13 protein-coding genes are annotated in these 13563 nt (G+C 70.6%); 8 read left to right on the plus strand and 5 right to left on the minus strand.

Annotation, left to right across the window (positions count from 1 at the left end; all coding sequences use genetic code 11):
• Positions 1-54 precede the first annotated feature (54 nt).
• From AB0M51_RS23000 to AB0M51_RS23010, 3 genes are read left to right on the plus strand one after another with little or no spacing between them, the layout of a single operon-like run.
• Positions 55-1326, plus strand: a complete 1272-nt coding sequence (locus tag AB0M51_RS23000) for a sensor domain-containing protein (protein ID WP_363750302.1) — start codon at positions 55-57, stop codon at positions 1324-1326.
• A complete protein-coding gene (locus AB0M51_RS23005) occupies positions 1308-1961 on the plus strand; it encodes a response regulator transcription factor (protein WP_344195605.1) in 654 nt (217 codons plus the stop codon). The genes AB0M51_RS23000 and AB0M51_RS23005 overlap by 19 nt, the downstream gene beginning before the upstream one ends.
• A gap of 2 nt (positions 1962-1963) precedes the next feature.
• Positions 1964-2356 carry a CoA-binding protein gene (locus AB0M51_RS23010; protein ID WP_344195603.1) on the plus strand — a complete coding sequence of 131 codons (393 nt, stop codon included), beginning with the start codon at positions 1964-1966 and terminating at the stop codon, positions 2354-2356.
• Here AB0M51_RS23010 and AB0M51_RS23015 read toward each other — a convergent pair.
• Genes AB0M51_RS23015 through AB0M51_RS23030 form a run of 4 tightly spaced genes read right to left on the minus strand, consistent with a single transcriptional unit; the run spans position 2349 to position 6119 of the window.
• Positions 2349-2597 (minus strand): DUF2630 family protein, encoded by a 249-nt coding sequence (locus AB0M51_RS23015; RefSeq protein ID WP_344195601.1) that lies wholly within the window; start codon positions 2595-2597, stop codon positions 2349-2351. The two genes, AB0M51_RS23010 and AB0M51_RS23015, sit on opposite strands and share 8 nt — an antisense overlap.
• Positions 2594-3361 (minus strand): ABC transporter permease, encoded by a 768-nt coding sequence (locus AB0M51_RS23020; protein WP_344195599.1) that lies wholly within the window; start codon positions 3359-3361, stop codon positions 2594-2596. The genes AB0M51_RS23015 and AB0M51_RS23020 overlap by 4 nt, the downstream gene beginning before the upstream one ends.
• Positions 3362-5062 carry an AMP-binding protein gene (locus AB0M51_RS23025; protein WP_344195597.1) on the minus strand — a complete coding sequence of 567 codons (1701 nt, stop codon included), beginning with the start codon at positions 5060-5062 and terminating at the stop codon, positions 3362-3364.
• A 10-nt stretch (positions 5063-5072) separates the two neighbouring features.
• Complete coding sequence (locus tag AB0M51_RS23030) at positions 5073-6119, minus strand: SLC13 family permease (protein ID WP_344195595.1); 1047 nt, start codon at positions 6117-6119, stop codon at positions 5073-5075.
• A gap of 41 nt (positions 6120-6160) precedes the next feature.
• On the opposite strand from AB0M51_RS23030, the gene AB0M51_RS23035 reads away from it, so the two are divergent.
• Positions 6161-8857, plus strand: coding sequence for a GNAT family N-acetyltransferase (locus tag AB0M51_RS23035; protein WP_344195593.1), 2697 nt, complete (start codon positions 6161-6163; stop codon positions 8855-8857).
• Here the strand turns inward: AB0M51_RS23035 and AB0M51_RS23040 are convergent.
• Complete coding sequence (locus AB0M51_RS23040; protein WP_344195591.1) at positions 8850-9362, minus strand: DUF2087 domain-containing protein; 513 nt, start codon at positions 9360-9362, stop codon at positions 8850-8852. The two genes, AB0M51_RS23035 and AB0M51_RS23040, sit on opposite strands and share 8 nt — an antisense overlap.
• A 46-nt stretch (positions 9363-9408) precedes the next feature.
• Here AB0M51_RS23040 and AB0M51_RS23045 point away from each other — a divergent pair, with 46 nt between their 5' ends.
• The 4 genes from AB0M51_RS23045 (at position 9409) to AB0M51_RS23060 (ending at position 13560) form a co-directional block, all read left to right on the plus strand.
• Positions 9409-10458 carry a P1 family peptidase gene (locus tag AB0M51_RS23045; RefSeq protein ID WP_344195589.1) on the plus strand — a complete coding sequence of 350 codons (1050 nt, stop codon included), beginning with the start codon at positions 9409-9411 and terminating at the stop codon, positions 10456-10458.
• Positions 10459-10578: 120 nt separating this feature from the next.
• Positions 10579-11262: an ABC transporter ATP-binding protein gene (locus AB0M51_RS23050; RefSeq protein WP_363750307.1), complete on the plus strand. Its 684-nt coding sequence runs from the start codon at positions 10579-10581 to the stop codon at positions 11260-11262.
• Positions 11259-12881 carry an FtsX-like permease family protein gene (locus AB0M51_RS23055; RefSeq protein WP_344195585.1) on the plus strand — a complete coding sequence of 541 codons (1623 nt, stop codon included), beginning with the start codon at positions 11259-11261 and terminating at the stop codon, positions 12879-12881. Before AB0M51_RS23050 ends, AB0M51_RS23055 begins: the two co-directional genes overlap by 4 nt.
• A 67-nt stretch (positions 12882-12948) precedes the next feature.
• Positions 12949-13560, plus strand: coding sequence for a DUF5998 family protein (locus tag AB0M51_RS23060; RefSeq protein WP_344195583.1), 612 nt, complete (start codon positions 12949-12951; stop codon positions 13558-13560).
• Positions 13561-13563 lie beyond the last annotated feature (3 nt).

The following is a 13563-nucleotide window of genomic DNA, read 5'->3' on the forward strand; positions in this document are numbered from 1 at the left end:
GGAGTAGCGCACGCGCTACCGCTGAACCGGCTGCCGTCCACCTAGGGTTGACCTGTGGAGAAGACGGTGTGGGCAGCGCTCGCGTCGCCGCGCTACCTGATCTCGTCGTGGCCGTGGCGGTCGTACGCGTACCTGCTGACGTCAGTGCCGCTCGGCGTGCTGTCGATCGGTGTGCTGGTCGGCATTGCCGGGCTGGGTGCCGTCCTGAGCCCGATCCTGGTCGGCGTGCTGATGCTGATGGCGTTCCCGCTGCTCGGGGCGGCGATCGGGTACGTCGAACGGCGCCGGGCCGGGCTGATGCTGGTCGACGGGATCCCGAGCCCGCACGCGGCGCTGCCGCCCGGGCTGTCGCCTAGGGCGCGGCTGACGTTCCGACGCCGGGAGCAGGCGTCGATGCGGGCGCTCGGGTACGGGTTCGTGTTCGGCGTGTTCGTCTGGCCGCTGAGCGCGCTGATCGGCGGAATCTCCGCGATGGTGCTCGGGATCACCCTCGCGACCCCGTTCCTCGCGGGCGACGGCGAGGACGTCGCGATGTGGTCGTGGAAGCTGAACTCCTTCTGGGAAGGGCTCCTGTTCACGGTCCTGTTCGGCCCGGTGTTCTACGCCGTCAGCTCGTACCTGCTCGGCGTCCTGGCCGGCGCGGAGGCGTCGCTGGCGAAGGCGATGCTCGGACCGCGCCAGGAGGAACTGCAGCGGAACCTGGCCCAGCTGCGGCGGTCCCGGCTGGACCTGGTGGACGCGTTCGAGACCGAGCGCGCGCGGATCGAGCGGCACCTGCACGACGGCGTACAGCAGCGGCTGGTCGGGCTGACGATGACGCTCGGGCTGGCCGAGCTGGATCTGCCCGAGGGAGAAGGGCGACGGCTGGTGGTGAAGGCGCATGCCGAGGCAGAAGCGGCGCTGGCGGATCTGCGGGCCGCGGTCCGGGGGATCCATCCGCGGGTGCTGGTCGACCACGGTATGCAGGCGGCCGCGCGGGAGGTGGCCGACCGGATGCCGCTGCCGGTGACGCTGAACATCACGCTCCCGGACCGGCTGCCCGCGCCGATCGAGGCAGCGGCGTACTTCGTGATCAGCGAGGCGCTCGCGAACGTCGCCAAGCACGCCCGGGCGACCAGCTGCGAGGTCTCCGGCTGGGTGGATCGCGGGCGGCTGGTGATCACCGTGCAGGACGACGGAATCGGCGGTGCACGGCTTGGTGCGGGGACCGGGTTGACGGGCCTGGTGACGAGGCTGGACGCGTTGGGCGGCACACTCGACGTCGACAGCCCACACGGTGGGCCGACCCGACTGCGGATGGAGTGCCCGTGCCGACTCGGCGACTGACGATCGTGCTGGCGGAGGATTCGCTGCTGCTGCGGGAGGGGCTGGCGAGCATTCTCGACCGCGCCGGGCACGACGTCCGGGACAGCGTCGGCGACGCGGACACGCTGCTCGCGGTGGTCCGCAAGGATCCGCCGGACGTGGTGATCACCGACGTACGGATGCCGCCCGGACACAGCGACGAGGGGCTGCGCGCGGCCGCCGCGATCCGGGCCGAGCTGCCCACGATCGGGATCCTGGTGCTCTCGCAGTACGTCGCGGACGCGTACCTGTCGACGTTGCTGGAGACGACGACCGGCGGGATCGGGTACCTGCTGAAGGACCGGGTCGGGCATGTCGCGGAGTTCCTGGAATCGCTGGACCGGGTCGCCGGCGGAGGTACCGTGGTTGATCCCGAGGTGGTGCGGCAGTTGCTCGCCCGGCGCCGGAACGACGGGCCGCTGGCGGCGCTCACGCCGCGGGAGCTGGAGGTGCTCGCGCTGATGGCCGAGGGCCGGGTGAACGCGTCGATCGCGGAGCAGCTGGTGGTCAGCGAGGCCGCGGTCCGCAAGCACGTCGGCAACATCTTCGCGAAGCTGCAGCTGGACGACGGACTCGACCGGCGCGTGTCCGCGGTACTGACCTACCTGAGGGGCTGACGATGGACGAGGCGATCCGGAAGATCCTGGCCGAGTGCGACACCTGGGCCGTGGTCGGCCTGTCGAACAACACCAGCCGCGCGGCGTACGGCGTGGCCCGCTTCCTGCAGGACCGCGGGAAGCGGATCGTCCCGGTGCACCCGTCCGCGGAGACCGTCCACGGCGAACAGGGCTACGCGACGCTGGCCGAGATCCCGTTCCCGGTCGACTGCGTGGACGTGTTCGTACGGTCCGAGCTGGCCGGCGACGTCGCCGACCAGGCGGTGGCGATCAGCGCGAAGGCGGTCTGGTTCCAGCTCGGTGTCATCGACCAGGACGCCTACCGCCGGACGACGGCAGCGGGCCTCACGATGGTGATGGACCGCTGCCCCGCGATCGAGTGGCGGGCTAGTTGAGGTAGCCCTCGACGGTGTCGGAGGAGCGGGCCTGGGCGTCGTCCGGGTCGGCGCCGAACTCGCGCTTGGCGCGGCGCTGGCGGAGCAGGTCCCAGCACTGGTCCAGCTCGACCTCGAGGGCCTTGAGGCGGGACTGCTCGTCGGCGTCGCCGATCTGGCCGGACGCGTGCTTGGTCCGGAGCTCGTGCTCCTCGGCCACCAACTCGTCGATGCGGCTGAAGATGCCCTTGTCGTCGCTCATGGGCTAACCGTACGCCCGTCCGGAAGCTGCGCGCGCGAGAGCAACTCGGTCAGGACCAGGATCGCGATCGCCTCAGCGGTGACGAGACCGACCAGGACGACGAGTTGCAGCGCGGCGGCCTCGACCGGAGACGCGCCGCCGAGCAGCATGCCGACGTAGGCGCCGGGAAGCGCGACCAGCCCGACCGTCCGGGTCTGGTCGAGCGCCGGGAGCAGGGCGTCGCCGGCGACCGGGCCGACGACGAGCTTGAACGCGTCCGGTTGCAGCAGCCCGATCGACAGGCCCGCCTCGAACTCGCCGTACCGGGTGCGGTACTCGCCGAGCACGCGCCGCCCGGCCAGCGTGGTCGCGGTCATCGCGCCGCCGACGATGATGCCGCCCATCGGCAGGATGCTCGCCGGGTTCCGCGGCACCACGCCCGGCAGGATGAGCAGGAGCAGTACGGCGAAGGCGCCCGAGCCGATCGCCGCCGCGCAGTACAGCCACTGGCGCGGGATCACCGCGGTGTTGTGCAGCCGCCGGGTACTGGTCAACGTCGCGACCCCGAACATCAGCAGCACGAACGCGATCGCTCCGAGCGTGTGCTGCAGCGCGACGCCGACGACCACGCCGATCGCCGCGAGCTGGAGGACGGCCCGGAGCGCGGCCGTGACGATGCCCTTGTCATGGCGCAGCCCGGCGTACCGGGACGCGGCGACGCCGATCGCGATCAGTAACGGCAGGACGACGAGCGCCGACCAGCCGAGGCCGGTGTGGAAGGACACTTACCTGAAGTCGGCCTCGTCGTAGGTCTGGCCGGCGTTCCCGCTCTCGACCTTGGCCGCCTCGTCCGCACGCAGCTCGACCCGCCGGATCTTCCCGGAGATCGTCTTCGGCAGCTCCGCGAACTCGAGCCGCCGGATCCGCTTGTACGGCGCGAGGTGCTCCCGGCAGAAGGCCAGGATCTCCCCGGCCAGCTCCCGGGACGGCTCGTGTCCGGCCGCGAGCACGACGTACGCCTTGGGTACGGCGAGCCGCACCGGGTCCGGCGACGGTACGACGGCGGCCTCCGCGACGGCGGGGTGCTCGATCAGGACCGACTCCAGCTCGAACGGCGAGATCCGGTAGTCGCTGGCCTTGAACACGTCGTCCGAGCGCCCGACGTACGTGATGTACCCGTCCGCGTCCCGGCTCGCGACGTCGCCGGTGTGGTAGTACCCGTTCCGCATCACCTCGGCGGTCAGCTCGTCCGCGTCCCGGTACCCGCGCATCAACGGGACCGGCGCGGGCGCCAGCTCGATGCAGATCTCGCCGTCGTCGCCGATCTCGTCGGTGGCCGGGTCGATCAGCGCGATGCTGTACCCGGGCAGCGGGCGGCCCATCGAGCCGAGCTTCACCGGCTGGCCCGGCGGGTTCCCGATCTGCGCGGTGGTCTCGGTCTGCCCGTACCCGTCCCGGATCGTGATGTCCCAGGCGTTCCGGACCTGCTCGATCACCTCGGGATTCAGCGGCTCACCGGCCGAGATGCACTCGCGGATCTTCACGTCCACGGCGGACAGGTCGGCCTGGATCAGCATCCGCCACACCGTCGGCGGCGCGCAGAACGTGGTGACGCCGTACGTCGCCAGCACGTCGAGCATCTTCGAGGCGTCGAAGCGCGTGTAGTTGTAGAGGAACACGGTCGCCCCCGCGTTCCAAGGGGCGAACACGTTGCTCCACGAGTGCTTGGCCCAGCCGGGGGAGGAGACGTTCAGGTGGACGTCGCCGGGCTGCAGACCGATCCAGTACATCGTCGACAGGTGCCCGAGCGGGTAGCTGACCTGCGTGTGCTCGACCAGCTTCGGCTGGCTCGTCGTACCCGAGGTGAAGTACAGCAGCAGTGAGTCGCCGGCGGCGGTGTCCACGTCGGGGACCGGGCCGTCGTAGCTCTCGGAGTCGGGGTAGTGCATCCAGCCGTCGGCCCGCTCACCGACCGCGACGCGGAGGCAGTGGTCCGCGATCCCGTCGTACCGCGCGGCGTCGGCGCCGCTGGTGACGACGACGCGCACGTTGCCGCGGGAGATCCGGTCGGCCAGGTCGGCGTCGGTGAGCAGCGTGGTCGCGGGGATCATCACCGCACCGGCGCGGATACAGCCGAGCATGGTCTCCCACAGCTCGACCTGGTTGCCGAGCACGATCAGCACCCGGTCGCCCGGCTTCAGGCCCGCCGCGGTCAGCCAGCCGGCCACCTTGCGGGACCGCTCGGCCATCTCGGCGTACGTCCGCGAGTTGACCTCGCCGTCCTCCTCGACGATCGTCAGCGCGGCGACCTCCGGCTGCTCGACCGCGAGCGCGTCGAACCAGTCCCGCGCCCAGTTGAACCGCTCGAACCGCGGCCAGTTGAAGTCCCGGTACGCCGTCTCGTAGTCGTCCCGATGCGCCACCAGGAAGTCCCGCGCCGCCCGGAACTCCCGGGTGACCTCCGAAGTGCTCTGCTCCGTCGCCATGCAGCGCACATTACCTATTGAGGGCGAGTACGGCGCCTGTCACGACGAGTGGCGTGAGAATCAGTCCGCGCCAGAGGAAAGACCACCAGGAGATCTCGACTCGGGCCGCGTCGCAGCGGGCTCGCCAGAGCAGTGTGGCGAGCGAGCCCCAGAGCGTCAGCAGGCAGCCGCAGTTGACACCGATCAGCAGCGCCATCATGCGGTGCGGGCTGTCCGATGCGACCGGTTCCATCGCCAGGTACGCCGGGAGGTTGTCGAAGAGGTTCGCGCCCACCGCGGCGGTCGCACTCAGCCGCAGCTCGGACGTGGTCCCGGCTACGCGCCGTAAAACGTCCTCGAGCCCGTGCGAGCTCAGGAAGCCCACAACCGTGAACAGCACCACGACCGTCACGACCAGCTTGACCGGGAGCAGGGACCACCTGAGCGCGCTCCGGCGGCGTACCGCGAACAGGCCGACCAGGATGAGCGCGCCGATGGTGGCCGGGTACGCCACCTGGACCCCGGACACGAAGGCTGGTCCGAGCAGCACACACACCGCGGTGGCGCCCCAGAACAGCACCTTGTCCTCGACGTGCGGCGTCGGCGGTACGTCGTACCTCCGTGGCAGGTCGCGGTGGAACAGCACGGCGAGCACGACCACGGTGATCACGATCGAGGCGATCGCCGGGCGCCAGCTGACCGACAGGTAGCTCACACCCAGCTCCCGGAACGGATGCACCGCCAGCAGATTCGTGAGGTTGGACACGGGCAGCAGCAGAGACGCCGTACCGGCCAGCCAGACGGTCGTGAACGCGAACAGCTTCGGTGGGATGTCGAGCTGGCGCGCCATCGAGAGCACCACGGGTGTGAGCAGCACCGCGCAGGTGTCCAGGGACAGCACGATCGTGAGGCCGGTGGCGAGCGCGACGACAAGCAGCCACAGCCGCCACACCCGGCCGCGGGCCAGGTGCGCTGCCTCCCGCGCCGCGACGTCGAACACCTTCGCCTGGTCGGCGAGCTCGGCGATCACCGTCACCGCGATCAGGAACACCAGCACCGGCGCGATCCGCTCGACCAAATTCCCGCCCTCCGATGTGCCCCTTTGAGTACGCTGTTCGGGTGCCGGACCAGTATGACCACGAGCTCCCGGACGGCTATCCGGCGGACTACGAGGCCGATGTCGTCCTGCGGGACGGCGCGACCGCACATCTGCGGCCGATCACGCCGGACGACGACGACCTGCTGGTCGCGTTCTACGCCCGGGTGTCCGAGCAGTCGAAGTATTACCGCTTCTTCGCGCCGTACCCGGAGCTGTCCGAGCGGGACGTGGCGCGATTCACGCAGGTTGACTACCGCCAGCGGCTGGCGCTGATCGTCACCGTCGGTGACGAGATGATCGGTGTCGGGCGGTACGAGGGCACCGGCCGGAGTACGGCGGAGGTCGCGTTCCTGATCGAGGACGCGCACCAGGGCCGCGGGCTCGGCCAGCTGCTGCTCGAACACCTGGCGCAGGCCGCCCGGGAGAACGGGATCCACCGGTTCGTCGCCGAGGTGCTGCCGGACAACCGGAAGATGATCACGGTCTTCACCGAGGCCGGCTACAAGGTCGCCCGGGAGTTCGAGGACGGCGTGATCATGGTCGAGTTCGACATCGCGCCGACCGACACCTCGTTCGGCGTGATGCAGGCCCGCGAGCAGCGCTCGGAGGCGCTGTCGATCGCACGGTTGCTCACGCCCGGCAGCGTGGCGGTGATCGGGGCGAGCCGGCGCGAGGGAACGATCGGCAACGCGTTGCTGCGGAACCTCCGCGACGGCGGTTTCCCGGGCCGGCTGTACGCCGTGAACACCGACACGAAGGCGGACGAGATCGAGGGCGTCCCGGCGTACCCGACGATCCGGGAGGTCGAGGACACCGTCGATCTGGCGGTGGTCGCGGTCAAGGCCGAGATGGTCGCGGACGTCGTCCTGGACTGCGCGGCGAAGGGCGTGCGCGGGCTGGTCGTGGTGTCGAGCGGTTTCGCGGAGATCGGCGACGAGGGCCGGCAGCGGCAGCGGTACCTGGTCGGGCTGGCCCGTTCGTACGGGATGCGGGTGATCGGGCCGAACGCGTTGGGGCTGATCAACACCGCGGCCGGGGTGTCGCTGAACGCCACGCTGTCGCCGTTGATGCCGAGCAAGGGCCGGGTCGCGTTCTTCTGCCAGTCCGGTGCGCTCGGCGTACCGATCCTGGCCGACATGGTCGGTCGTGGTCTCGGCCTGTCGAGCTTCGTGTCGGCGGGCAACCGGGCCGATGTCTCTGGCAACGACCTGATGCAGTACTGGTACTCCGACGAGGCCACCGAGGTGGTGCTGCTGTACCTCGAGTCGCTCGGCAACCCGCGCAAGTTCAGCCGGGTCTCGCGCCGGCTGGCCGGCCGCAAGCCGGTGGTCGCGCTGAAGTCCGGGCGCGCCACGCAGGGTGTGCCGGTCGGGCAGATGATCCGCCGCAGCCAGTTGCCGCCAGCAACCATCGAGGCGATGTTCCGGCAGAGCGGGCTGATCGGCGTGGACACCACCGGCGAGCTGTTCGACGTCGCCCAGTTGCTCGCGCACCAGCCGCTGCCGAAGGGCCGCCGGGTCGCGATCGTGTCGAACTCGGACGCCCTGACCCTGCTCGCGCTGGACTCGATGGCGAGCTGCGGGCTGGAGGTCGCGGGGGAGCCGCGGAACCTGCGCGCCGACGCGACCCCGTCGGACTTCGGGCTGGCGCTGTCGGAGGTGTTCTCCGACGAGAAGGTGCACTCGGTCGTGGTCATCTACACGCCGCCGGTGCAGTCGAGCGGCGGCGAGATCGCCCAGGTCCTCGCGGCCGCGGCCGCCGACTCGGACAAGCCGGTCGTGTCGACGTTCCTCGCGTCCCGCAGCGTGCCCGAAGAGCTGCGGGTGCCGGACGAGGACGGGGGAGCGGCGCGCGGATCGATCCCGTCGTTCCTGAACCCGCAGTACGCCGTGGGTGCGCTGGCGAAGGCGACGCAGTACGCCGAGTGGCGCCGCCGGTCGGACAGCCGGATCCCGGACCTGCCGGACATCGACACCGCCGGGGCAGAGGACTTCGTCGCGGAGTACCTGCAGCGGCATCCCTCCGGCCGGGACCTCGACGAGGCGGACCGGCAGCGGCTGCTGAGCTTCTACGGGATCTCGGTGCTGCCGGCGTTCCCGGTGCTGAGCGCCGACGAGGCGGTCGCGCGGGCCGCGGACCTCGGGTTCGAGGTGATCCTGAAGGCGACCGCGGAGCAGTGGCGGATGCGCCCGGACCTGGCCGACATCTGGCGGCACATCCACGACGAGGACGACATGCGGGCGGCCTGGGCGGAGATGACCCGGACGTTCGGGGTGGCGGCGGATCCGGGGCGGGCGCAGTTCGTCGTACAGAAGATGGCGCCGCCCGGGGTGCCGGTGGTGATCTCGACGATCGAGGACGTGTCGTTCGGGCCGGTGGTGACGTTCGGGCTGTCCGGGGTGGCGACCGATCTGCTCGGTGACCGCTCGTACCGGATGCCGCCGCTGACCACCCGGGACGCGGCCGAGATGGTCCGTGAGGTGAAGGCGGCGCCGCTGCTGTACGGGTACCGCGGCTCGGACCCGGTGGACATCTCCGCGATCGAGGACCTCCTGCACCGGGTCTCCCGGCTGACCCTCGACCTGGAGGAGGTCGTCCGTCTCGACCTCCGCTCGGTCCTGGTCTCCGCCAAGGGCACGACGGTCCTCGACACCCGGGTCCGCATCGCCCCGAACGAGAAGCCCCGCCAGGACACACCGGCCCGCCGGCTTACGTAGTACGGGTGTAGATGCTGTTCGCCCGGTCCAGGAGACGGGCGTCCACCAGCCCTCGACGAAGTGCTGCGTGGTCCACGTGCCAGCGGTTGAGGATCTCGTTGACCTCGGACTCCGGGTACTCGCGGCCGACCTCGAAGTTCTGCACGAGGTACTCGAGGACCACCTGGTACTTGTCCGGGTACGTCGGGAAGTGCGTCAGCCGCCCGTCCCGGATGAAGGAGTGCAGGATGTTGTCCCGCGCCGGATCGGGATCGAGCGGCACCCGCTCCGGCCGGTTCTCCCGTACGGCGTCCTTGAACACCCCGGCGTCCGCCGTGAACCCGTCGCGGCTCGCCGTGATCAGGCCGCCTTTGGTCAGCCGCTGCAGCGCCTTCACCACGACCGGCGCGTCCAGCCCGGTGCTCCCGGCCACCTGCTCCGGAGTGGCGGCGCCGAGGACGATCGCGGAGTACGTCCGCAACCTCGACGGTTCGGCCAGCAGACCACACAACTGATCGGCGTTCATACCTTTCACGCTAAACAGCACCGCAACCGGATTTAGGATCGTCCATATGCAGCCCGGCCCGCACAATGCGATCACCGACGTCCCCGGAATCCACGTAGGTCAGGTGGAACGCCTCGACCCGCCGTACCTCACCGGTACGACCGTCGTGCACCTCCCTCGAGGCGCTGTCGCGGCGGTCGACGTGCGTGGCGGCGCGCCCGGGACCCGCGAGACCGACCTGCTCTCGCCGGTGAACTCGAACGGCGGCGCGAACGCGATCGTGCTGACCGGTGGCAGCGCGTTCGGCCTCGACACGGCCGGCCCGGTGATGCGCTGGCTGGAGGACCGCGGCGAGGGCGTCCGTGTCGGGCAGGGCGAGCGCGATGTGGTACCGATCGTGCCGACCGCGGTGATCTTCGACCTGGCGCGCGGCGGCGACTTCAAGGCCCGCCCGGAGCCGTCCTGGGGCGCCGACGCGATCGCCGCCGCAACCGGCGGACCGGTTGCCCTGGGCAACCACGGCGCCGGCGCGGGCGCCCGGGCGGGCTCGCTGAAGGGCGGCGTCGGCTCGGCCAGCGTGCGCTTCGACGACGGTACGACGGTCGGCGCTCTGGTGATCGTGAACGCGGCCGGCTCGACGATCGACGCCGACGGCAACCTGTACGGAGCCCGGCTCGGGCTCGGCGACGAGTTCGCGCAACTGCGCACGCCGACCGAGGAACCGCCGGACAAGGCGCCCGGCCGGAACCTGATCCCCGGTCCCTCGATGAACACCGTGATCGCGGTCGTCGCCACCGACGTACCGCTGGACAAGGCCGCGACCAAGCGGATGGCGATGATCGCGCACGACGGCCTGGCGCGGGCGATCGACCCGATCCACACGCTCGTCGACGGCGACAGCATCTTCGCGCTGTCCACCGCCACGGACGGCCCGCGGCTGAGCGTCACCGACCCGGCGGCGCTCGGCCGGCTGGAGACCGTGTACGCCGCGGGCGCCCGGACGCTGAGCCGGGCGATCGTGCACGCGATGCTGAGCGCGGAGTCCGTGCAGACGCCGGACGGCGTCATCCCCAGCTACCGGGACGCGTTCCCTTCGGCGTTCCGTACTACGACCTGAGTCGTACGCCGGATCGCCGAAAGGCACCCGAAGGCGATCCGAAGACCGGCCCGTGGTCCGACGCTCGCGGGCGGTGATCGCGGAAGGCTCTGCGGTATGAATCTCCAGAGTCCCCAGGTTGTGCCCCAGGTAGTGCTGAGCGGTCACGGCCTCGTCAAGTACTACGGCAGCGTGGTCGGCCTGGCCGGGGTGGACGTCGCGGTCCGCTCCGGCGAGGCGCTCGCGGTCATGGGCCCGAGCGGCAACGGCAAGACGACCCTGCTGCACGTCCTCGCCGGCATCCTCACGCCGGACCAGGGCGAGGTGTGGCTGGGCGGCGAACGGGTCGACCAGCTGAACGACGCGGCCCGGACGGTACTACGGCGCCGCCGGCTCGGGTTCGTGTTCCAGGACAACCAGTTGCTCGCGGAGCTGCCCGCGGACGAGAACGTGGCGCTGCCGTTGATGGTCGACGGGCTGAGCCGCCGGGACGCGATCGCCCGGGCGCGGAACACCCTGGGCCAGGTAGGACTCGCGGCCGAGGTCGGCCGCCGTCCCGGTGAGCTGTCCGGCGGCCAGGCACAGCGCGTGGCCATCGCCCGGGCGCTCGTCGGCGAACCACAGGTGGTGTTCGCCGACGAGCCGACAGGTGCGCTGGACGCGGCGACCGGCTCCCAGGTGATCGAGCTGCTGGTAGGCGCGGCGACGTACCGCGGAGCCGCGGTGGTGGTCGTGACGCATGACAACGCGGTGGCGGCCCGTTGCCACCGGACGCTCAACATCGTCGACGGCCGCGTCAGCGAGTCGGTCGGAGTCGTGCGATGAGCCCGATGACCGACCTGGGCCTGCGGTTCGTACGACGACCGGGGCCTGGGGGACGGGCCGCGAACCTGGCCGCGTTCGGTGCGACGGCTGTGGTGGCGTTGCTGGTGACGTTCCTGATCGCGGGGTCGCTCGGGCTCTCGCACCGGTCCGACCGGATCGGCTGGCGGAGCGCGGACAAGGCAGACCCGGCAACCGCGGTCGGCATGCTCGACGTGAACGACCACGAGAGCATCGCCGGGCACCGTACGACGGTGATCGACCTCGTGGTGCTGAAGCCGAACGAGCCCGCACCGCCCGGCCTCGACCACGCGCCGAAGCCCGGCGAGGTCTATGTGTCGCCGGAGGTCGCCAAGCATTGGGGCGAGAAGCCGACCGGCATCATCAGCAGCAAAGGCCTGTCGTCGCCCGAGGAGTACGTCATCATCCGCGGCGTCCGGACGATCCCCGCGGACGAACACCCGCAGTACCTGAGCAGCTGGAACGACAACGCGTGGGACAGCCGCATGCTCGGCCTGCTCATCGCGGTCGCCTTCGGCATCATGCTGGTGCTGTTCCCGATCCTCAGCCTCGTCGGGCAGGCAGCGGGCGTCGCGGCCAAGCGCCGCGAGCACCGGCTCGCCGCGCTACGTCTTGCGGGAGCTACCCGCGGCCAGGTGCTCTGGCTGAGTACCGTAGAGCAGGCCGTGCTCGGCTTTGCCGGCGCGGTGGTCGGACTGATCGGCTACACGGCGCTGAGCCCGCTGATCGCGCAGATCCCGCTCGGCGGCGGCCGTTGGTACCTAGGCGACATCACCGTGCAGTGGTGGACAGTCCTGGTCGTCCTGGTCGCCGTACCGATCCTGTCCGTCACGAGCGCGCTCATCGGCCTCGGCCGCGTCAGCATCACGCCCTTGGGCGTCGTACGCGGTCAGACTCGCAAGGGTGTCACCGCACTCCGTGCTGGTCTCTTGGTGGTCGGTCCGGCGATTCTTGGGTACTACGGGTTGCGTGGAGCGTTCCTGCCGTTGCTGTTCGGTGTGGGCTTCGCTGCCCTTGCTGTACGAGTGATCGGGCCGTGGGCGGTGCAGTTGGTGGGCAAGGCGATGGCCAACAGTGCGAACCGGCCTGTGACGCTTTTGGCCGGTCGTCGGCTGGTGGACGACCCGAAGGGCGCCTTCCGGCCCGTTGCCGCGCTGGTGCTGTCAGGCTTCGTGACAGGGTTCGTCTCGGTGTTCATGCCGTCCGGCAACGACAACACGAGCTTCCAGGACATGCGGATCGGCGTCGCACTCCTGCTGTCGCTGGTGTTCCTGACCGTTGCCGCCTCTACTGCTGCCGGCGCGGTCGGTACGGCGCTCGACCAGGCGGCACCGGCCCGCGCCCTGCGGAGGTCCGGCGTACCGCTGCAGGTGATCGAGCGGGCCGCGCGACTCGCAGCCGTCGTGCCTGTGCTCGGTGTCGGCTTGCCTGTCGTCGGTTTCGGAGCCTTCTGCGGACTGGCGCTGAGCGGCGGCAAGGTGATCACGCAGGGGAGTTCAGGCCTGTTCCTCCTGCTCGGGCAGGTGGTCGTCGGGCTCGTGCTGGTCGCGGTCGCGGGTGCCGCCGGCGCTCCGGTGTTACGGAGGGCAAGCGCGAACTGATCGCGGTTGTCCACAAGCCCGGTGTAGGGTCGAACGCTCCGCGCCCCGATCGTGCAAGGATGAGGGCATGCGTGACCTGAATGCACCGGAGCTCGCGGATGCGTCGGCGGACCTCCGCGACGCGATCGATCGGTGCGGCTACTACCCCGACGTGGTGACCGATTCGCTCGCGGTGGCGATCGCCGACGAGCCGATCCGGGCCTATGTCCTGCAGCACGAGCCGACGTTCGACCGGGACGAGGTCCGGCGGCACATCACGATCCTGGCGCTGACCCCGACCCGGCTGATCGTCGGGCACACCGACGAGCACGCCGCCGACGAGCTCATCCGCGCGCCGTACGCGTCCACCTCCACCGAGGCGATCCCGCTGCACCGGGTGAACGCCGTCGTCGTGAACCGGGTCGTGCCGAATCCGGCGGGCTACGCCTCCGGCAAGGCCGACCCGGCGGTGGCCGGCAGTGGCGAGGTCGTGCTGACGATCGGCTGGGGCATGGTGAACCGGATCGACCTCGAGCCGGCCGTCTGCGCCGACCCGAACTGCGAGGCCGACCACGGCTACACCGGCTCGGTCGCGGCCGACGACATCTCGCTGCGGATCAGCGCCGCGGCGGACGGCCCGGCAGGGATCCAGCAGGTGCTCGAGTTCGCCAAGGCGCTCTCGTTCGCGACCAGCAGGTAGTGC

The organism is Kribbella sp. NPDC051137 (assembly GCF_040682535.1).
GTDB classification, from domain to species: domain Bacteria; phylum Actinomycetota; class Actinomycetes; order Propionibacteriales; family Kribbellaceae; genus Kribbella; species Kribbella karoonensis.